General features: G+C 65.7%; 14 protein-coding genes and 1 pseudogene. 9 read left to right on the top strand and 6 right to left on the bottom strand.

Annotation, left to right across the window (positions count from 1 at the left end):
• The first annotated feature begins 52 nt into the window (after positions 1–52).
• From LuPra_RS25960 to LuPra_RS25930, 7 genes and pseudogenes are all read left to right on the top strand, one after another.
• Positions 53–442 carry a cupin domain-containing protein gene (locus tag LuPra_RS25960; RefSeq protein WP_110173454.1) on the top strand — a complete coding sequence of 130 codons (390 nt, stop codon included), beginning with the start codon at positions 53–55 and terminating at the stop codon, positions 440–442.
• A 137-nt stretch (positions 443–579) separates the two neighbouring features.
• Positions 580–1,794, top strand: a complete 1,215-nt coding sequence (locus LuPra_RS25955; RefSeq protein ID WP_110173453.1) for a dipeptidase — start codon at positions 580–582, stop codon at positions 1,792–1,794.
• 25 nt (positions 1,795–1,819) lie between these two features.
• Complete coding sequence (locus LuPra_RS25950; protein WP_110173452.1) at positions 1,820–3,142, top strand: hypothetical protein; 1,323 nt, start codon at positions 1,820–1,822, stop codon at positions 3,140–3,142.
• Between the two features lie 89 nt (positions 3,143–3,231).
• Positions 3,232–5,658 carry an ABC transporter permease gene (locus LuPra_RS25945; RefSeq protein ID WP_234800556.1) on the top strand — a complete coding sequence of 809 codons (2,427 nt, stop codon included), beginning with the start codon at positions 3,232–3,234 and terminating at the stop codon, positions 5,656–5,658.
• 56 nt (positions 5,659–5,714) lie between these two features.
• Positions 5,715–7,487 carry an ABC transporter ATP-binding protein gene (locus LuPra_RS25940; protein WP_110173451.1) on the top strand — a complete coding sequence of 591 codons (1,773 nt, stop codon included), beginning with the start codon at positions 5,715–5,717 and terminating at the stop codon, positions 7,485–7,487.
• A complete protein-coding gene (locus LuPra_RS25935; protein ID WP_110173450.1) occupies positions 7,441–9,225 on the top strand; it encodes an ABC transporter ATP-binding protein in 1,785 nt (594 codons plus the stop codon). Before LuPra_RS25940 ends, LuPra_RS25935 begins: the two co-directional genes overlap by 47 nt.
• Before the next feature lie 373 nt (positions 9,226–9,598).
• Positions 9,599–10,009, top strand: a pseudogene (locus LuPra_RS25930) (aldo/keto reductase); the annotation flags it as partial.
• 141 nt (positions 10,010–10,150) lie between these two features.
• Here the strand turns inward: LuPra_RS25930 and LuPra_RS25925 are convergent.
• From LuPra_RS25925 to LuPra_RS25900, 6 genes are all read right to left on the bottom strand, one after another.
• Positions 10,151–11,725: an alkaline phosphatase family protein gene (locus tag LuPra_RS25925; RefSeq protein WP_110173448.1), complete on the bottom strand. Its 1,575-nt coding sequence runs from the start codon at positions 11,723–11,725 to the stop codon at positions 10,151–10,153.
• Positions 11,726–12,480: 755 nt separating this feature from the next.
• Entirely contained in the window at positions 12,481–13,200 is a 720-nt protein-coding gene (locus LuPra_RS25920) for an acetylxylan esterase (protein WP_110173447.1), read from the bottom strand.
• Positions 13,201–13,222: 22 nt separating this feature from the next.
• Positions 13,223–14,722 carry a family 43 glycosylhydrolase gene (locus LuPra_RS25915; protein WP_234800555.1) on the bottom strand — a complete coding sequence of 500 codons (1,500 nt, stop codon included), beginning with the start codon at positions 14,720–14,722 and terminating at the stop codon, positions 13,223–13,225.
• 47 nt (positions 14,723–14,769) lie between these two features.
• Positions 14,770–15,852, bottom strand: coding sequence for an alpha/beta hydrolase (locus LuPra_RS25910; protein ID WP_110173445.1), 1,083 nt, complete (start codon positions 15,850–15,852; stop codon positions 14,770–14,772).
• A complete protein-coding gene (locus LuPra_RS25905; RefSeq protein WP_237050939.1) occupies positions 15,849–17,456 on the bottom strand; it encodes an alpha-N-arabinofuranosidase in 1,608 nt (535 codons plus the stop codon). Before LuPra_RS25905 ends, LuPra_RS25910 begins: the two co-directional genes overlap by 4 nt.
• Positions 17,457–17,648: 192 nt before the next feature.
• Positions 17,649–18,635, bottom strand: coding sequence for a LacI family DNA-binding transcriptional regulator (locus tag LuPra_RS25900; protein ID WP_110173444.1), 987 nt, complete (start codon positions 18,633–18,635; stop codon positions 17,649–17,651).
• Between the two features lie 228 nt (positions 18,636–18,863).
• Between LuPra_RS25900 and LuPra_RS25895 the strand changes: the two genes are divergently transcribed.
• Positions 18,864–20,054, top strand: a complete 1,191-nt coding sequence (locus tag LuPra_RS25895) for an alpha/beta hydrolase-fold protein (RefSeq protein WP_110173443.1) — start codon at positions 18,864–18,866, stop codon at positions 20,052–20,054.
• A gap of 365 nt (positions 20,055–20,419) precedes the next feature.
• Positions 20,420–21,247 (top strand): hypothetical protein, encoded by an 828-nt coding sequence (locus tag LuPra_RS25890; protein WP_110173442.1) that lies wholly within the window; start codon positions 20,420–20,422, stop codon positions 21,245–21,247.
• Positions 21,248–21,450 lie beyond the last annotated feature (203 nt).

Here is a 21,450-nt window from a genome sequence, read left to right as displayed (position 1 = left end):
TCCGGCTGCGACTGTCGCTGTTGGCACGTCGCAACAAGGACGGAGATACCTCATGAACCGGATGCTGTACCTGATCGCCGGCGTGGTCATCGGCAGCCTTCTGACCGGCGGCGCGGCCGCCGTGTCATCGCCAGGGCCTGCCAGGCAGGACCCGCTGAAGCAAGGGCCCCAGTACTACAAGGTTCTGCTCGAGAACGACGAGGTGCGGGTGCTCGAGTACCGGCTCAAACCCGGCGAGAAGGAGCAACTGCATTCCCACCCTGAGGGAGTCGTCTATGGCTTCAACGACAGCACGATCAGGGTGACCTCGGCTGACGGAGCGGTGACGCAGAGCATCGGAAAGGCCGGCGACGTGTATTGGCGCAAAGCGTTGACTCACGCGTTGGAAAACATCGGGGATACCGAGGTCCATTCCTTGGCGTTCGAGATCAAGCGGCACTGAACCGGGCCGCGCGAGTGGGCGCCGAACCGGCGGTCGCAGCGGAGCCGGCCCACAGGCGCTCTCGTCAGTGGAGTTGGAGCCCGCGGGTACCGGGCACCACTCAACGACGTCTTCCAGCGCGCAAGAGAGAGACTCCAATGAGATCCCAGTTCGTTGCCGCGGCCGTTCCATTCCTCCTGCTCGTGTCCGCACTGGCGCAGGAGGCGCCCCGGGTGTCGGAGGAAGCCCGCCGGCTGCACCAGGACGCCTTCGTCTTCGACGGGCACGTTCACATGATCAACCGCCAACTCCACCTGGGTGGGAACATCGGGGATCGCCTTTCCGATGGTCAGGTGGACCTGCCGCGCATGAAGGAAGGAGGCGTCGACGCCTTCTTCATGACGCTCTTCGTGATGGAGCAGTACTACCCCGCGCGGTACGAGACGAAGCAGACGCTCCGCCTGATGAACATGGCGATCGATCAGCTCACGCAGAACCGCGAGGTCGTGGAGCTCGCGCTCAATGCCTCCGACATCGAGCGGATCAACCGGGCGGGGAAAATGGCCGCCGTCCTCGATCTCGAGGGCAGCTTCGATCTCGACGGCGACCTCCACGTGCTGCGGTCGCTCCACCGGCTGGGGCTCCGGGTCGTGCAACTCCCCGCGCACAACTGGGGGAACGAGTACGCCGACTCCTGCTGCGCGCCGGCTCGCTGGCACGGGCTCACCGAACACGGCCGGGCGGTCGTCCGCGAGATGAACCGGCTCGGCATGGTCATCAACGTCTCGCACGCGTCCGACGAGACGCTGGCGCAGGCGCTGGAGGTGAGCACCCAGCCGATCGTCGCCACCCACCACGGGCTGCGCAGTCTGAATGACATCCCCCGCAACATGCCCGACGACCTCCTGAAGAAGCTCGCGGCCAAAGGGGGCGTGATCGGGTTCCACATCGGCAATGCGTTTCACAACCGTCGGCAGTTCGAGTGGTTGTCCAAGCAGGCCGGGCGGCCCTTCTGGGACACGTCCGAGGTCGCGGAAGAGAAGGCCCGGCTTTCCATCCACGAGATCGACCGACGGGTCGCATCGCTGTTTCCGATGGTCGGCCCCGTCACGCCGGACGACCTGCTGATGTCGGTGGATGAGTGGGTCGGCGTCGTGGACCGCGCCATCCAGGTGGCCGGCGAGGACCACGTCGCGCTCGGCAGCGACTTCGACGGCGGCCCGACGCCCGCGCGGCACATGCGCGACGTCCGGGACCTGGCGATGATCACCGACGCGATGCTGCGCCGTGGCTACTCGAAGGACCGCATCAGGAAGTTCCTGGGCGGCAACCTGATGCGCGTGTTCCGGCAGGTGACGAGCACTCCGGGATAGTCACGCCTCACATCTTCAGACATCCATGGCAAACACACTCACCAACCCAATCGATCCTGTCTTTACCCGACGTGAAATGCTGGCAACGACCGGTATGGCCGGCCTGGCGGCGTTGACCGGCATCGCCTCCGGTGCCGTTGCCCAGACTACGCAAAAGCGACCTCGTATCGCCTGTCTCGTCAGCTACTGGGGTGCGACGAGATCGCACGCGGACTGGATCGTCACCAAGCTGTTGGACGGCTATTGGTGGCAGGGCGCCCACACGCCTTCGCGGGTGGATGTTGTGTCGGTTTACATCCATCAGCGTGAAGAAAGCGGATTGGGTCAGAAAGTATGCAAATCGAAAGGCATCCCGATCTTCAACACCGTCGGTGAAGCCGTCATGCTCGGGGGGAAGGAACTTGCGGTCGATGGCGTTGTCATCGTCGGAGAACACGGCGAGTATCCAACCAACCTCAAAGGGCAGTGGCTCTTGCCACGCTGGTGGATCTATCAGCAGGTCGTGAGAGTGTTCGAGCAGAGCAAGCGCTCGGTTCCGGTCTTCAACGACAAGCATCTCTCCTACAGTTGGGACGAAGCGAAGTGGATGTTCGACAAATCCCGTGAGCTGAACTTCGCCTTGACCGGCGGTTCATCCATTCCGGTCTACTTCCGCAAGCCCGAGATCGAGCTCGATGCCGATACGCCCATCCGGAACTCGGTCGTAGTCGGCGGCGCGGCCGATGAGGGTGCGCTGTTCCACTGTGTCGACGTGCTCCAGGCGTTCGCCGAACGTCGCAAGGGCGGGGAAACGGGCGTCAGGGCGGTGCAGTGCATTCGAGGTCCGGAGACATGGCGCTGGACCGAGCGCAATCGGTGGGCTGGCGCCCTGCTCGAGTCGGTGCGGACGCGGCTCGAGTTGAAGCCGGGGCATTTCAAGGAGATCAACGCGCCGAACGTCTGTGTCGTGGAGTATCGCGATGGGACGAAAGCGGCGGTCTATTCCGCTCGAGGTTCCGGATGGAGCTACGCCGGCGAGATCGACGGGCAGAAAGACGCGACCGTGATCTCGATGCTCGGCTGGCCTGGCCCATTCGACCAGTACCACGCCTCGAACGCCCAGCCGCATTGGATCACCGAGACGATGGTGACGCGCAAGGAGCCATTCAATGCGGAGCGACTGCTGCTGTCGACCGGGATTGTGGCGAACAACATGGAATCGAACTGGGAGAATGGCCGCTACTCGGCGATCGGACGTCGCATCGAGACGCCCTTCATGGACATGACCTACCGGTCGACCCGGGGCGCGCAGTTCAGCACGGGCGCGCGGCCGCCGAGCACGCCTTACCTGCGGGGATTCGACAGCTAGGTGCTGCGAATGTGGCGCGCCCCTCCGGAACCATGTCAGTCACGGGGCCGTAAGTGTACGTCCATGGGACGCTTTCGATGATGGAACTGATGCGCGACGTGCGCCACGCCACCCGCCGACTGGTCCGCACGCCGATGTTCACGCTCGCCACCGTGCTGACCCTGGCGTTGGGGATCGGCGCGAATGTCGCGATCTTCAGCATCGTCAACACGGTCCTCCTCAAGCCGCTGCCGTTCTTCGAGGCCGACCGCCTGGTGGGTCTCTGGCAAACAGCGCCCGGCGTCGACATCGGCGACCTCAATGCGTCGCTCGCCGACTACATCACCTACCGCGAGGAGTCGCGGACGCTGGCCGACGTCGCACTCTGGAACCGCGCCGCCGTCACCATCACCGGTCTTGCCCAGCCCGAGCGCCTCGATTCCCTGATCGCGACCCACCGCCTGCTGCCCCTCCTCGGGGTGCAGCCGACGATCGGCCGGCCATTCTCCGAGCGAGACGACCAGGACGGCAGCCCGGAAGTCGTCATGCTGAGCCACGGCTACTGGCAACGCCAGTTCGGAGGCGACACGAACGTCGTCGGCCGCTTGATCACCGTGGACGGCATGCGTCGCGAGATCATCGGCGTGCTCCCGAAGGGCTTCTGGTTCATGGACGCCCCGCACGATCTCGTGCTGCCGCTGCGCTTCAACCGGGCCAACGTCCGGCTGGCGGGCTACAACAACCAGGCGATCGGCCGCCTGCGCCCTGGCGTCGACATCGCAGGCGTCAACGCGGATGTGGCACGCATGATCCGCGTCGCGTTCGGCAAGTTCCCGCCGCCCCAGGGGATGACCCTCGGGATGATGGAAGACGCACGCCTCGCGCCCAAGGTCCGCCCGCTCGTCGATGATCTCGTCGGAGATCTCGGCAAGAGCCTGTGGGTGGTGACGGCGACCATCGGCATCGTCCTGCTCATTGCCTGCGCGAACGTGGCCAACCTGCTGCTCGTGCGGACCGAAGGGCGTGCCCAGGAATTCGCGGTGCGTGCCGCCATCGGTGCGAGCCGCGGTCGCCTGGCGCGCGACGTGCTGGCCGAGAGTCTCCTGCTCGGCCTGATTGGCGGCGCTATCGGGCTGGGCCTGGCCGCTCTCGGCCTGCGGGCGGCTCCGGGGCTAGCGCCGGCGCGGCTACCGCGCCTCGATCTGATCGGCGTCGATGCCGCGACGATCGTGTTCACGCTGGTCGTTTCGATCGCTGCCGGGTTCATGTTTGGCGCGCTGCCGGTGCTCAAGTGGAGCCGTGTCCGGCTGAGCGAGGCGTTGAAGGCTGGCGGCCGTGGTGGGACCGCCGGTCGCGACCGCAACGTGACCCGCAACACGCTGGCGGTAGTCCAGGTGGCGCTGGCCGTGGTGCTGCTGATCGGATCCGGCCTGATGCTCCGGACCTACCAGTCGATGCGGCGCGTGCAGCCCGGGTTCACCGACCCGGCCACGCTCCAGACGCTGCGTATCGCGATCCCGCGCGAGGTCGCCGCCGACGATGCGTCGTTGATGGTCGCGCATCAGGCGCTCGTCGAGCGCCTGGCGAGTCTGCCCGGCGTCTCTTCCGCCGGGTTGATCGACGCGCTGCCGATGGGCGGGGGTGACAGCAACGACCCGATCTTCGCCAGCGACCACACCTATGCCGCCGACACGATCCCGGCACTGCGCCGGTTCATCCGAGCGGCGCCGGGTACGTTCGAGGTATTGGGGACGCGGGTCGTCGCCGGCCGCGAGTTTGCCTGGACCGACATTCACGCGAAGCGCGACGTGGTGCTGATCAGCGAGAACTTCGCGCGCGAGTACTGGGGATCGGCCGCGGCCGCCATCGGCAAGCAGATTCGATCCAACCCCAACGATCCGTGGAGTCAGGTGGTCGGCGTGGTTGCCGACATCCGTCACGACGGCGTCGACCGTCGGGCACCCTCGACGGTCTACTGGCCCCTCCGCGACACCCGCGCGGCGTCGTACATGCTTCGCAGTGCGCGCGCGGGCACGGGCAGCTTTGTGGCCGAGATCCGCCGCGCCGTCGCGGAGCAGAGCGCGGGCGCGCCGATCACGCAGATGCGGTCGATGCAGGAGGTCTACGAGCGGTCGATGGCGCGTACCGCCCTCACGCTCACGCTGCTCGGCATCAGCGGCGCCATGGCTCTGCTGCTCGCCGTGGTGGGCATCTACGCGTTGATTTCGTACACGGTGTCGCAGCGGACGCGCGAGATTGGCATCCGCATGGCGATCGGCGCCCAGCAGGGCAGTGTGCAGCTCATGTTCGTCGGCTACGGGCTGACGTGGGCGGGCGTCGGTGCCGCCGCCGGACTCGTCGCCGCCGTGCCGCTGTCCCGACTCATGTCGGCGTTGCTCTTCGAGGTGAAGCCGCTCGATCCGTTGACGTACGCGGCGGTCGGGGTCGGACTGCTCGTAGCGGCGGCGATGGCCAGCTATCTGCCGGCGCGTCGTGTCACCCGGATCCAACCCATCGAGGCGCTGCGGGCGGAGTAGCGAAGCGCCAGTCTGAGCGCCGCAGAACATGGCCGGTATGAGACACTAGCGAGTTCTTGGCCGATCCGACCCGCGCGGCCGCTGAAGCCGGGAAGAAACCCGCCCGGCCGGCAGGCTCGACGCTCACCGCGCTCCTCACGCCGTATCGCCCTCTCGTTGCGGGCATCGTGTGCCTGACGATTGGCGGCAATGCGCTCAGCCTGGTGGTCCCGAAGCTGCTGGCGCGCGGCATCGATACCTTCGCAGCGAGTCGGGTCGTGCCGGACGCGCTCATCCTCGAGTTCGCCGCCGTCGCGATCGGCGTCTTCGTCTTCTCGTACCTGCAGAACATCGCGCAGACCGTTGCCGCCGAACGCGTCGCGCGGGACCTGCGCACCAGGATCGCGGCCAAGCTGGCGACGCAGTCGCTCGCCTACATCCAGCAGGTGACGACGGCCAGGCTGCTGACCAACCTGACGTCCGACGTCGACGCGGTGAAGCTGTTTGTCGCCCAGGCGGTGGGATCGATCGTCGCATCGGTGTTCCTGATCGCCGGCGCGAGCGCGCTGCTCCTTTCGATCAACTGGAAGCTCGGGCTCGCGGTGATTGCGGTCCTGCCGGTGATCGGCTTCACGTTCCAGGCGGTGCTCAGGCGGGTGCGCGCGCTGTTCGCCACGGCGCAGGGGGCCGTCGATGCGCTCAACAAGGTCATCAGCGAGAGCATCCTCGGCGCGGCGCTGGTTCGGCTGCTCAACTCGCAGGCCTACGAATACGACCGGTTCATGGTCGCCAACACCCACGCGCGCGACATCAGTCTGCGGATCCTGCGCCTCTTCGCGTGGCTGATTCCTATCGTCATCTTCTGTACCAACGTCGCCACGCTGACGATCCTGATCTTCGGCGGGCGGTTCGTCATCGTCGGATCGATGACGCTCGGCGAGTTCACGGCCTTCAACAGCTACCTCGCGATCCTGATCTTCCCGGTCATCATGATCGGCTTCATGAGCAACGTCATCGCGCAGTCGAGCGCGTCGTACATGCGGATCGGAATGGTGCTCGCGGCGTCGTCTGCCAAGGCCCGCGGCACCCTCGTCGCGGACCTGCGGGGCGAGATCGCGCTCGCGCGGGTAACGCTGACGTTCGGCGAGACGGACAGCCTGAAGGACGTGTCCCTGCGCATCAAGGCGGGGACGCGCACCGCCATCATCGGCCCGACGGCGGCAGGCAAGACGCAGCTGCTCTACCTGCTCACCGGACTCGTCGCGCCCACCTCCGGTACGGTCGAGTACGACGGCCGGAACATCGAAGATTACGACAAGACGACACTGCACCAGCAGGTGGCCCTGGTCTTCCAGGACGCCACGATGTTCAACCTGACACTGCGCGAGAACATCGGGTTCAGCAAGACGGTCAGCGACGCCGATCTCGACAAGGCGATCGCCGCGGCCGAGCTCGCCGAGTTCGTCCGGTCGCTGCCGGCCGGCCTCGACACGGTCGTCGCCGAGCGCGGCACCAGCCTGTCGGGCGGCCAGAAGCAGCGCATCATGCTGGCAAGGGCGCTGGCGCTCAACCCGCGGATCCTGCTGCTCGACGACTTCACTGCGCGGGTCGACGTCACCACCGAGCGCAAGATCCTCGCGAACGTGCGACAGCAGTACCCCGGCCTGACGCTCGTGTCGGTGACGCAGAAGATCGCGCCGATCGAGGACTACGAGCAGATCGTCCTGCTGATGGAGGGGGAAGTACTGGCCATGGGCACGCACCAGGACCTGTTGGCCAGTTGTCCGGAGTACGTACAGATCTATGAGTCCCAGCGAAGCACCAGCCATTACGAGTCCGTACAGGCTTAGCACCGCGCACGAGATCGCGAGCCCGTCGGTCCTCGGCGCGCTGCGTCGCCTGGCGCCCGTGCTGTCCGACCAGCATCGCCGCCTGTTCGCAGCCTTCGCCGCGACGATTGTAGGGTCGATCATGGGTCTGCTTGGACCGATGATCATTGGACGCACTGTCGACCACTCGATCCGGAACCGCGACTTCCGCGGCGTGGTGATCGCGGCGGTGCTGCTGCTGCTCGCCTATCTGACTGGCCTCGTCGCCACCTATGTCCAGACCCAGCAGATGGGGCGGGTCGGGCGCTTCGTGCTGTTCAATCTGCGGAATACGCTGTTCACCAAGCTGCAGGACCTGCCGCTCGAGTTCTTCAACCAGAACAAGGCCGGCGATCTGATCTCGCGGATCAACAACGACACCGACAAGCTGAACCAGTTCTTCTCGCAGGCGCTCGTCCAGTTCGCGGCGAACGTCATCGTGATGATCGGCGCCGGCGTCTTCCTGCTCTCACTCAACCTGCGGCTTGGGCTGGCCGCGCTCGCGCCAGCGATGGCGGTACTGGCGATCACCCGCCTCACCGCCGACTGGATGAAGCGGAAGAACCTCGGCAGCCTGCAGGCGCTCGGCGCCTTGAGCGGCGAGGTCCAGGAGAGCGTGAGCAACTTCCGCGTGATCCTGGCGTTCAACCGCGTGGACTACTTCGAGCGGCAATTCGCAGCGGCCAACGACCGCAACTACAGCGCGTCGATCGCCGCCGGCATCGCCAACACCATGCTCCTTCCACTCTACGGCCTCGCGCTGAACGCCGCGCAGGTCGTGGTCATCGCGTATGGCTTTCACCTGATTTCGGCCGGACAGTTCACCGTCGGCCTGCTGATCGGCTTTCTCCTGTACGTGAACAGCTTCTACATGCCGCTGCGTCAGCTCGCGGCCCTCTGGTCGTCGTTCCAACTCGCGCTCGCCAGCCTCGATCGCATCTCCGCGGTCCTGTCGCTGCAGGGCAACATGCCGCAGGCGCCGGCCGCCGAGGCAGTCGCCGGCCCCCTGATCTCGTTCGAGCACGTGACGTTCGGCTACGTGGCGGGCTCCCCCGTCCTGCGCGACGCGACCTTCGCGTTCGATCGTGGACGGACCTACGCTCTTGTGGGACCGACTGGCGGCGGCAAGACCACGACCGCGCTGCTGATGGCGCGCCTGTACGATCCGGACGGAGGCCGCGTTTTGCTGGACGGCCGTGACATCCGCAGCTTCACCGCCACGGAACGCGCGGCGCGCATCGGCTTCATCCTGCAGGAGCCGTTTCTCTTCACGGGAACGGTACGCGACAATCTCGTGTACGGCCACGAGTCACTGCTGAAACTATCAGACGAGGAGCTCGCTGCCCGCATCGGCGCGACGCACCTCGACACGCTGCTCGAGCGCTTCAAGGACGGCCTGACGACGCCAGTGACGTCCACCGGCGAGGGGTTGAGCCTGGGCCAGAAGCAGATCGTCGCGTTCATGCGAGCGGTCCTGCGCGAGCCGGACCTGCTGATCCTCGACGAGGCGACGGCCAACATCGACACCGTCACCGAGCAGCTGCTCGAGCGGATCCTGCGCGACCTGCCGGCGTCGACGACCAAGGTCGTCATCGCGCACCGACTGAACACCATCGCCAACGCCGACGAGATCCTGTTCATCAACGCCGGGGAGATCACCCGCGCCGGCTCGATGCAGGACGCGCTCGACCTGCTCCTGCACCACAAGCGCGAGAGCTGATCGCACAGGGACGTCGTCAGCCGTTCCCGAATGGTGCCCGTCACACCCTGAAGCGGTCGAGCGAGCCAGGAGCCGGGAAGGAACCATTCATCCCGGCGCAGCGGGAGTTCGCGAATAGCGCCTGAATTCGAAGCGGTCGCCCGTTGCTGGCGCCCGACGTTCACTCAGCGCGTGGAGACAGTGTGGAGACTGCGCAATGGCCTGATCGTCTCGTCTTATAGGTCGTGTCCTCTCAGTGGCTTACCCGCTCACGGGCGTGAGCCCGCTGCAGTACCAGAAGCAGCTACGGCTACAGGAAGCACGGCAATTCATGCTGAACCAGAACCTCGACGCGGGTAGCGCCGCAGTGCATGTGGGGTATGAAAGCGCCTCGCAGGAACTTGGCATCGGGTTCGTGCCGTTCAGCCCGCTCGGCAAGGGTTTCCTGACTGGACAAATCGACCAGGCGACCACCTTCGACCGCGACGACTTCCGCAATACCGTGCCGCGCTTCTCCCCGGAGAATCGCGCGGCGAACCAGGCGTTCGTCGCGGTGCTGCAGGGCATTGCTCAACGAAAGCAGGCCAGGCCCGGACAAGTGGCGCTCGCCTGGTTGCTCGCCCAGAAGCCGTGGATTGTGCCCATTCCGGGTACGACCAAGTGGCATCGCCTTGAAGAGAACATCGGTGCGGCCGACGTTGAGCTCACCAGCGAAGACCTTGCCGACATCGATCGAGCCGCCGCATCGATCCCGGTCCACGGCGCCCGGTACCCCGACGCACTCGAGCGCTTGAGCAATCGCTGACATCTGGAGCCATTGACACGGCTCTTCTTGAAGGACGTGTGAACGATAACTCCGACGAACCGCTCAGCCGGTTCGTCGCCGGGCGCTTCCAGCGAAATGGATTTGATGTACGCGCAAAAGTCGAGTGCCTGGGCAGCGGCGTCACTTCGCGGCGTTAGCCGCAAGCCGCACGTCGTCGTGAGTGAAAACCGCAAAAACGAACGGCTGTGATTCGAGAACGTGCGCCAGATCGCGCAACGTCAGATGAAGAGCCGACAGCCGGTCCTCATCGACGAACAGTTGGCTGTTCTCCGGTTCGAAGGATGTAATCAGCTGCTTCGCCTCAGGATCAAACCTCTCGTGCAACAGGTCTACGATCGACTGCGCAAAGTGTCGACGGTCCGGCGACGACGGTTCCGACGGCATGCCATGGTCTGCGGTCACGGCAAGCAGATAGTTGTTACCAACCTTCGCCTCCAGCGCTCGCAGCATTCGCGCCAGGTGACGGTCCATCGCGCCGAGAGTGACGCGGAGCTCGCTCGAATCCGGACCGTACTTGTGGCCCACGAAATCGGCGCCCTTGTAGTTGAGCAGAATGAGATCCGCGACGTTGTCGGCGCCCACTGGCTCGCGCTCAATCATCGCCGTCATCGCATCGGCTTCGAATGCCGGAAATAGAGCCGAATAGCGCACCGCGGCAGCCGAGTCAATTTTGTGACTCATCCACTCACCGTCAGCCTGCCACAGGGCGCTCGCATTTCGATCCTTCACGTACGCGGGCAGCCGGAAGCAATTGGGGTTCGTGGTCCAGTTGCCCGTTTGTTGATCGTAGCTGGCAAGCACGACTGGCGCTCCATTCAACTGACACGCCCCATGCCCCGCGAGCGGCGTCGCCGCTCGGTCGATGCTGCCCTGTGCTAATACGATGGCGCGACCAGCCGTCGCGAGCTGCCAGACGTCTGCCAGCGTCAGTGCCACCAGATCGTGCGGCAGTCCTCCAGCGAACAGGTCGTGGCGCCGTCCCTGAGCGCGATCGTACACGCTCACGCCGGTGATTCCGTGCACGCGAGGATCGGCGCCTGTCGAGATCGTCGAGTGCCCCACTGCGGTATTGCTAGGCAGAACGTTCACCTGCGCCTGAGTGAACCAGGCACTTTGCCGACGCAGAGCGGTCAGCGTTGGCATCGACGCGGCGTAGCGATCGAAGTAATCCCGGCGCATGCCATCCAGGACGAGCAGCATCACGACTCGCGGTCGAGCAAAGCCGCTCCGCAAAACCGGTAATATCCGGCCTGTTGCTGTCGGGGGCATCTGCACGCCAAGCGCCACCGCAAGCGTAGGAGCGACGTCCTGCTGCGCGGCTGGGACCGAGAACACACCGGTCTTCACCGCAGGGCCCGCAAACATCAGCGGAATCGAGACGTCATAGGACCAGGGCGACCCATGCATATACTCGACGTTCGGGTCAGCCCGCGTGATGAAGTCGCCTTCACGCGGCACGATCAGGAGTTGGCCCGTTCGTCCGGGAAAATACGCCCGGGCGAACATTGCCAGAAAGCGCTGTCGCGCTGCGGAATCGGGTGGCGCGGAACGCCGGATTCGAAGAGCGTCGCGCTCGGACGGCTGCGTGACCTGCTCGCCCGAAACCGTCCAAGTGAGCGCGACCAAGCCCATGACGAGGAGACTGGCACCGCAACGGCGCAAATTCGAGAGGACAAAGGTCCGCCGCCTCGTCATGCTGGCTCCATCGCTTCACACCGGATGACCTTCCGGCCACTTCGCGCAAGTAGCTGATTACTGGGCCGCGAAGAGACCGAACTGCTCGTTCGAATATTGTCTGCGATTGGGTTGTTCGCTGCGCTAACTTGGAGCGCGGGATGGGTGGAACCCTGGCGGGCCGTTTCCCGATGCGTTCGGCTTCATGATCGTTGGCGTTGCCGATATCGCGGTCTTTACCGGACTAGCCGTTGCCGGCCTCGCCTGGCGCCGTCGCCCTGACGTCCACAAGCGGCTGATGCTGCTCGCCACGCTGGGTGGGCTCATGTGGCCAGCCATCACGAGGATGCCGATTGTCGCGGGGCGATTCGTGCCGATGTTCGCGCTCCTGAGCACCCTCGTGCTCGCGCCGGCGATCCGCGATCTCTGGCGCGGCGCGCCAACTCGGTGGGTCTCGCTCTTCTGGGTCTGGGCATTCTCGCAACGTTTCCGTTGCGGGTCGTCGTGGGCACGAGCGAGACGTGGCGGGCGTTTGCCACCTGGCTGGTGCGGCAAGTTTATCCGGCCATTGTCGAGCCCAGCCCAGTCGCGAACTCTGGCCCTGCTGATCGGAGGATGCAGACCCGTCCCTGGCACATCGCGAGTTGAGGCTCGACCGAATCGTAAGCCAGTTGCGAATTCCGTCCCTCACACCCAGGCGACAACTCTTCCGCAACTCCACAGGCGCGACGGGCATGAACGCAGGTCCGGGACGGAACCTCACTTGCCGACACACCCTACACTTCGCCTGCCAGGCTTACCGTGAGGCCTGTGACCGGATGGCCGTCTTCATCGATGAACCGCGCGCAGAAGTCAGTCGCGCCGCCGGCGTTGACGATGGCGGCACGAATGACGTGCGCCCCCTTTTTCAACGTCACGCGCTTCGACACGCCGTCATCGATGACGGCCTGGCGATCGTTGTAGAGCGCGATGACCTCTTCGTCGTCGAGCCACCACACCGAGGCGGCGTTCGAGCCGATCGCCAACCGCATCCCGGGCAGGTCGCGCGGCACATGGACCACTGTCACCGCCCAGAAGAGCACGTTCGATGTCGGCTTGTTCAAGGCGTAGGCGAAGTGGAACAGATTGACGTTGTAGTCGAGCGTGTCGACGGCGTGCCAGGCGGCACTCTCGTCGCCGACGGTGACCGTCTGGCCGTCGCGCGGGACCATGCTGGAGCGGGCGAACGCGTACTTCGTCACTGCGGCCTGGACGGCACTCTCGGTGAGTTGGTTCGACACACGAATCGGCTCGAGCAGGAGCCAGCGTTGGATGAAGCCTGCAGCATCTGGAGCCCTGGACGGCGAGGCCGGGCGCGCAAGCGAAGCCGCGGGCGGACGCGCGGGCGGCGGCTTCGCGGCGGCAGGCTGCTGGCTGCCGCGGGCTGCGAGCACGGCCACGCCGACGGTGACGAGCGCACCGAGCGTCGCTGCCAAGGCATGCTGATGTGCATTCATGAATGGCGCTCCCGCCCAGCGCTTACGGTGCCTTGATCCGCCAGCGCTGGCGGTCGCTGTCGGGCCGGAATCTCGCCAGCGTGGGCGTGCTGCTGCCGATGGCCGATAACGCCAACGGTTCGGTGGTGCCGGCCACCATCTTTGGCATCAGCCGATAGGTGCCGTCGCCGAGCTGATCGAGGCGCCAGAGCTGCTCCGGTGTCCCCGTGAAGGCGGGAAGGACCGTCAGCTCTGCGCCCGCGGTGGCAGCCAATACGCGGTCCGTGCCGGCAATCGCGATCTTGAAGAAGGGCGCTCCTGGGTATCCGCCGGCGTTGGGTGCGGGCTCGATCGACCACTTCTGCTGTGCCTGGACCATGTGCGGTCCCATGCGGACACCGACTGCATCGGCGGGCCAGGTGCCGCTGACTTGCGCGGGATCCTGCGCGGCTATCGGCGGCGGTGGCGGTGCGGCGCTGCGTGAGCCGGGGCCACCGGGGCCGCGCGGGCGTGGGCCACCGACAGGCACGCCCTGCACCGCCATCTCGAGGACGGTCCCGGTGCGCGCCGATTCGATCTGGTACGTGCCAGCGGTGAAGTTGTCGCCGGCCACGGGCCACTCGTCGCGCCAGAGGAGCGGCCGGATGTCCAGGACGCTGATGCCGCCGCGCTCGAGATCGGCTTCATAGTGCAGGGAGAACTTCTCGACGCCGGCACCGAGGTCGAGCAGGCCGAAATGTCCCGGACCGATGTGGCGTCCCGTCGACCCCGCAAACAGCTTGCCGCCGCCCCGGAGCATGTCGATGCCCATGTTGTCCAGGAACGGCCCGGTGACCTTCCGCGCCCTGCCCATGCGGATGTTGTAACTGGAGTTGGCGCCGGCACAGCATGATCCGTGGGTGACGAGCAAGTAGTACCAGCCGTCCCGAAAGATCAGGATCGACGCCTCGGAATTGATCGCGACGTTGACTGGCGGGCGTGCTGGGTGGAGCCGCTTCCCGGTCTTCGGATCGAGCTGCACCAGGCGGATGTACCCGAAATAGGACCCGTAAGTAAGCCACAGCGTCTCGTTCATCGGATCCCGAAACACGCCCGGGTCAATCGCATTGCAATCCTCGACGCCGTCGGACCACACCACGGGGCCGGCGTCCTCCCATTTGTAGTCGGGCGAGGCGGGATCGAGCGTCTTCCCGACCAGCAGGCCGATCGCGGACTTCGGCTGCGTCCCGGGGGCCGAGTAGTAGAGGAAGTAGCGGTCGCCGCTCCGGATGATGTCCGGGGCCCAGGTGTTGTTGCCGCCCTTGGCGAGCACCTCGGTACCGGGACGGCCACCCGGCACGGCCTGCATCACTTGACCGGCGCGACGCCAGGTCCATCCGTCGTCGGATACGTACGCCGGCAGGCCGACGCCCGTGCCATAGACGTAGAACTTGCCGTCGGCCTGCATCACCGTCGACGGGTCGTGCATTCCCGGCTCGCCATCCACGGCGAGCACCGGCCACACGATCAGGAGCATCGAGGCGGTCGCGATCCAGCGGTTCATGAATCCCCTTCACCCGAGGCGCCCATGGGGGGCACGCTGAAGGTCGGCTACTTGCACGACTTGTCGTGGCACAGCGTGCGATGGAAGAACGGGAGGACGTGATTCTGGAAGCGGTCGGCGACCTTGCTCGTGTGGGTGCCGGCGTAGGTTTCGAACGTGTTGACGATCTGGTAGCGATCGAGTGCGTCGTGCAGCTTGCCGGCGTCGGCGCGGAGGCCATCCTGGTCGCCGACATCGATGGCGATGGCGCGGTAGCGCCGCAGGTTGCCGATCCACTGGTCGATGAAGGCGAGCGGCGAGTTGGCGGCGAACTTCGCCAGCACGTCGGCCTGGGGAGCGCCATCCTTCGTCGGCAGGTCGAGATAGAACGGCGGCGCCTGCGGGTTCGGCGCCCACGCCGCTGCCGCCGCGAGCTGGGCACGGGCACCGAATGGCAGGCCGTTCACGTCGTCGGGACCCTTCGCACTGGCGAGTGTCTTCTCGAGGTCGCTGTTCGGCTGCCCCGGGCCACGCGGCGACAGGCAGCACGGGCTCATGATGTACAGGCTGCCGAAGTCGTCTGCGTGCTTCATGCCGATTCGCGTGGCACCGTAGCCGCCCATGGAGTGACCGACGAGGCCTCGGCTATTGCGGTCGGCCAGCGTCCGGTAGTGCGCGTCGATGTACGACACGAGATCACGCGCGACGTAGCGCTCGAAATCGCCGACCGTCGCTGAGCTCGAATACATCGATCCGTTGTGGCGGGTTTTCGAATCCGGCAACACGACGATCATCTCGCGAGCGCCCTGCGCGAACGCGCCCTCGATCGTCTGCGGTACGTGGATCTCGCGCGCCCATTGCTCGGCGCCGATCGAGTAGCCGTGGAGCGCGTAGACAACCGGATAGCGGCGTGACGTGTCCGTCGCATAACTCGGTGGCAGCACGACGAGCACGTCGCGATCCGCCGAGTTGCCTTCGAGGTTGCCTTCAAGCGCAGGGCCGGGGACCTTGATGCGCTCGATTGTCACCGCCTTGGCGCCGGCCACCGGCGGCGGTGCTTCGGTGGCGACCTGGGCTGGCGCCGCGGCCGGCGTGAGCGCGAGGACGAAGGCCGCGACGGCGATCGCACGTACGTGCCATGTCGCGGTCACGGCCGCACCCCGATGACGGTGACGGACCTGGGGGCCAGTGTCAGCGTCAGCCGGTTGCCTTCGAGCGTCACCGCGGCCGGTTTCGGAACGACAGTGTTCGGTGACTCGCTGGTGTTCACGCTGTCGATCGCGGGGCCTGTCAACGTCTCACCCGACGCAGACCGTGCCGTGATGCCGGTCAGCGTCGTCGCGACCTGCGCTGGCGCGTTGGGATCGACGTTGGTGAACGAGAGCCACAGAGTGCCCGATGCGTCCCTCGCTGCAATCGCGTCGACGCGCGGGAGCGTGATGCTGCCGTGCGTGTACCGGCCGGCGTCGAAGGCGACCGGCACGAAGGTCGCGTTCTGGAACGGCACGTACATCCTGAACGCGTGGTAGGTCGGCGTCAGCACCATCGTGGGTCCGTCAGTCAGGACCATGGCCTGGAGCACGTTCACCATCTGGGCGATGTTCGCCATCCGCACCCGGTCGGCGTGGCGCGCGAAGATGTTGATGTTGAGTGCGACGATGATCGCGTCGCGCACGCTGTTCTGCTGCGCGAGGAAGCCGGGCGTCGTGCCCGGGAGTTGTGCGTACCAGGCGCCCCACTCGTCGACGGCCAGCGTGACCTTCTTCTCTGGATCATATTTGTCCATGATCGCGGAGTGCTGCGTGACGAGCTTGTCCATCTCCAACGTGGCCTGCAGGATCTCGGCGTATTCCTTCTCGCCGAAACCGACGGACTTGTAGGAGGCCGGGAAGCGCACCACGGTGTAGTTGTGCAGCGACAGGCCATCCATGTGGTCCCAGCTCCAGTGGCGGCCCTTCCAGGACTTCATGATCGTCTCGGTCCACTCGGCGAACCGTGGTTCGCCGCCGCCCGGGCCGACGGCGACCTTCAGCATCCGATCCGTCTTCTGCTGCGCCGGGTTGAAATTGCGGACGAAGCGGCTGTAGATCCGTAGTTGGCTGAGGTAGTACTCGGCGGACATGTTGCCGCCGCAGTCCCAGTTCTCGTTGCCGATCCCGAGGATCGCGATCTTGTAGGGCGCCTGCCGGCCGTTCGCGGCGCGTTCCTTCGCGAGCGCTGTCGGCTGCGCAGCCGTGAGGTACTCGAGCCAGTCGGCCGCTTCCGCCGGCGTGCCGGAGCCGACGTTCACCGAGAGGTAGGCCTCGGCGCCGATCTGGTCGACGAAGTCCAGGAACTCGTGCGTCCCGAACGTGTTCGGCTCGATCACGTCGCCCCAATTCGGATTGAGCGTGGCCGGACGAGTGGCAGCAGGGCCGATGCCTTTGCGCCAGTGGTATTCGTCGGCAAAACATCCACCAGGCCAGCGCACGTTCGGCACCTTCAGGGCCTTGAGCGCCGCGACCACGTCGTTGCGAATGCCGCGCGTGTTGGGAATGGGCGAGTTGGGACCGACCCATACGCCCTCGTAGATGCCCTTGCCGAGGTGCTCGGCGAACTGCCCGAAAATGTTGCGGTCGATCCTGGCACCCGTGCGCGACGCGTCGACCGTCACTGCGATCTCGGGACCTTGTTGGGCGGCGATGCCGAGCGCGAAGCTGGGCATGATGACGGCAAGCGCGAGGACGACGCGCCGTTGGAGTTGCAGGACAGGCATCACTCGGGAGCTCCTGCGCACGCGGCTGGCCCCGCATGGCGCGGCCGCGCACGCACCTCGTTCAAGAATCGGCGGATGCGAATGCGCGGGAGCGTATGCGCTTTCAGTCGTGTGGTCAACTGACAGCCATCATGTCGACGCACACGCGACGGCGGTAGCAGGAAAACGCTACCACCCGGACGCCAGCGCGGTTCAGCGGGTCACCGGACCGGTGGAGTTCCGGACGATGAGCTCAGGCTCGATGACGAACTCGCGCTCACGCGGCACATCGGTGCGCATCAGGCACTCGACAATGGTGCGGCCGATCTGTTCACGGGGAATGTCGACCGTCGTCAGCGCAGGGACCGCGTACTGAGAGAGCGTCACGTTGTCGAACCCGGTCACCGACACGTCTTCCGGGATACGCAGCCCGCGTGCCCGCACTTCGCGCATCGCGCCGACAGCCATCAGGTCGTTGACGCAGACGAGTGCGGTTGGTCGGGTCGAACGGGACAGCAGGGTCCGGGCGGCCTCGCGACCGCCCTCGAGTGAATCGGCGTCGGCGGCAGTCTCGACCTCGAACCCCGAGTGCCGACCGGTGGCCTCGCGCAGCGCCTGGACGCGTTCGTGGATGGGCCCGAGCGTCGCGTGGTGCCCGACGTACCCCACCCGGCGATGACCAAGGCTGTACAGGTACGATGCGACCTTGGCCATGCCGACGCGGTAGTCCACCCGGATGTTGGTGATGTTCCGGCGTGGCGTGCCGACGTCGTAGAACACGACCGGAATACGCTGGCTGCTCAATTCCTGAATCAGCGTGGCGTCCATCTCGGAGACGATGACCGCGAGCCCGGCGAGCCGTCGCCCGAGCATCAGCCGAATGCTCGTGACCAACCGCTCCGGGCTGTAGCCCGTGTTGGCCATGACCACGTCATACCCCGCGGCGTGAGCGCCGGCCTCGACGGTCCTGTGGATGTCGAGAAAGAACGGATTCTCGATATTCGACACGATGACGCCGAGGCTTCGGCTGCGCCCGCCCGCAAGGCTCTGTGCGTGGAGGTTCGGGCTGTAGTTCACCTCCTGAATGATCTTGAGCACGCGCGCCCGTGTCGCCGGCTTCACCGGGCCGGTGTCGTTCAGCACGCGAGACACGGTGGCGGTCGAGACCCGCGCGCGTCGTGCCACTTCCTCGAGCGTCATGGCGCATCTTCTCATCGCAGGTGATCCACGCGCCTTCGACGCGGGAGCAGGAGGCTTGCTCTCGCGGGCGTCCGAAGGATGAATCACGGCCAGAACCTTAAAGGCTTACATCGAGCGGCGATGTGGATTATGCTCTCGGTTCGCAGGCTTCGAAGCTCTTGAATGGAAGCGCGTACATGGTTGTGCGCGCCAACTACGGCGCGCCTGCCTGCGCGAGAGGGGCACACGATGAAGCAGGTCGTATTCGCGTCGGCGATGTTGCTGGGAGCCGCGATCTGTTCGGCACAAGGTCCGGGCGACTTCACGCCGGCCGAGACCAATGTGTGGGGCGCCGAGTACCCTCGGTTGGACGCCACCGGCCGGGTCGAGATCCGCATCAAGGCGCCTGACGCCGCCAAAGCCCGCGTGAATTTCTGGAGCGGGCCGAAGGTCGACTTGCAGAAGCAGGCGGACGGCACGTGGACGGTCGTGACTCCACCGCTCGTGCCCGGCCTTCACTACTACACCGTGGTCGTCGACGGCGCCGAGTTCGCCGATCCGGGCAGCCAGGCATTTTTTGGCGGCGGCAGGCACGCCAGTGCCGTGGAGGTTCCCGAGCCCGGTGCCGACTACTACGGGATCAAGGACGTGCCGCACGGACAGGTGCGCGAGGTGTGGTACGCCTCGAAGCCGACTGGGGGCTGGCGGCATGCGCTTGTTTACCTGCCGCCCGGCTATGACACCTCGACCCGAACGCGGTATCCGGTGCTGTACCTCCAGCACGGCGGAGGCGAGGATGAGACCGGCTGGATCCGGCAGGGGCGGGCCAACTTCATCCTCGACAACCTGATCGCCGCGGGCAAGGCGAAGCCGACGATTGTCGTGATGGCGTATGGCTATGCGCGCCGCGCCGGCGCGCCGGCCGCGAGCGGACCGAGCACCGCGGCTGCGGACCCGGAAGCACGGCGGCGAGTGATGCAGGAGATGGCGTCGACCTTCCAGGCCGACATGACTGAGGCCCTGATCCCGTTCGTAGATGCGACCTTCCGGACGATCGCCGACCGCGAGCACCGCGCCATGGCCGGCCTCTCGATGGGCGGCTTCCAGACGTTCCAGATCACCCTCAATCGCCTCGACCTGTTCTCACACATCGGCGGCTTCAGTGGCGCCGGGGGGCTGAACGGTCGGGCCCTCGATCCGAAGGTCGACTTCAACGGCGTCTTCGCCGATCCCAAGGCGTTCGCCAAGAAGGTGCGGCTGCTGTGGCTGGGCATCGGTACCGCCGAGCCCGAGCGGATGCGCGAGGGGATCCGAAGCCTGCACAAGGCTCTGACCGACGCTGGTGTCGATCACGTCTATTACGAATCGCCGGGCACCGACCACGAGTGGCAGACCTGGCGGCGGGATCTGCACGACTTCGTGCCCAGGCTATTCCATTGACGCTGCAGGCTCCGTAACATCAGCTGCGTTACGGCACGGATGTAAGGTCTCGTCGATTCAGCGGGTTCTACTCCATGCAGGACGAACGTGCAGCACAGATCGTCCTTGCCGGAGTGGAACGCCATGCGGCGGCAGCTAGACGAAGTCGTACCGTCGCAGCACGACATACTGAGCACCAATTCGACGCGCGCGACCGGAGCGGGTACTGCGGCTGGGTAGGACGACGCGCCCGTCCCGCGCGCTGTCCAATCGATGGCTTCCGGGCTGTCGAATCGAACGTCCTCGTCGTGGGCCTTCGGCGGGCGGGTCGACGCATTGAGAAGCGAGGGCTTTACCCAGCGCCAGGCCGCTTTCTCGTCACCGTCATGCTGCACGCCGGTCTCTGCATGGTGCGGCAGTACTGTGCCTTCGCCGGCATCGCGCACGGCCACAACGCGCGCGAGTTCTTCGCACGGCTGGTGGAGCGTCGCATCGCCACGCCGTACACGGCTGCGCATCGGCGGGCGCGCCTCTACCACGCTCACCATCGACGGCTGTACACCGCCATCGGCGAGCCACACAGTCGCTTCCGCAAGCCGCTGCCGGTAGGGCGCGCCATGGAGCGGCTGATGATGCTGGACGCGGTCCTGGAGCAGCCATCGATCCCCTGGTTGGCGACCGAGCGCGATAAGTGGGACCACTTCGTTCGTACGTTCGGCACGTCGCTTACGCTGGAGTGGCCGCCACAACTCCGGTTTGGCACACCGCCCCACATCACGCTGCGCTACTTCCCCGACCGACAACCCATCGGTGTGGTCGAGGCCGACCAGGCGTACACGTTCCTGTACCTCGCGACGAAGCCATGGACGACGGACTTGCACGCGTTCCTGCAACGGCACGTCGACCTGCTGCGCAGCATTCGGCGATGGACAGTGCGCGTGTTGCTGCCGCCACACCTGTTTGGGGCTCGTGAGAGTCTGCTACAGAGGGTCGTTCCACCAGCCGGCGGCGAAACTGGGATCGCTGAAGAGGAAATCGAGCGCGAGACGAGGCAGAGAGCGAACTGGCTGAAGTGGGAAGGAATCGACCGCAAGGCGAGGCCGAAGGCCGGAGCCGAGCGGCTGATGCCTGCCGGGCGAAAATTCCCCGAGCTTCAGCGAGGGGAATTGAGCCGGGAAGGAATCGAACCGAATCCGGCCACTTCGCGCAACTGATTGACGGCATTGGGGTTCTGGCACTAACCCGTTGGCCAGTAGGCAGTTGGCGACACGACGCGACTGGAGAAGCGTCGACTGGTGTGGTCCCAAATCGTCCGGGTTTGTGGAGATATTGTGGAGATGAATGGTTGAGCGCCGTTAGTGCTAACGCGGATTGTTGGGGCATAGGGGCCGTTGCCTTCGTGCTCTACTCGGAGCAT

Source organism: Luteitalea pratensis (genome assembly GCF_001618865.1).
GTDB classification, from domain to species: domain Bacteria; phylum Acidobacteriota; class Vicinamibacteria; order Vicinamibacterales; family Vicinamibacteraceae; genus Luteitalea; species Luteitalea pratensis.
This window is presented reverse-complemented; position numbering and strand designations above follow the sequence as displayed.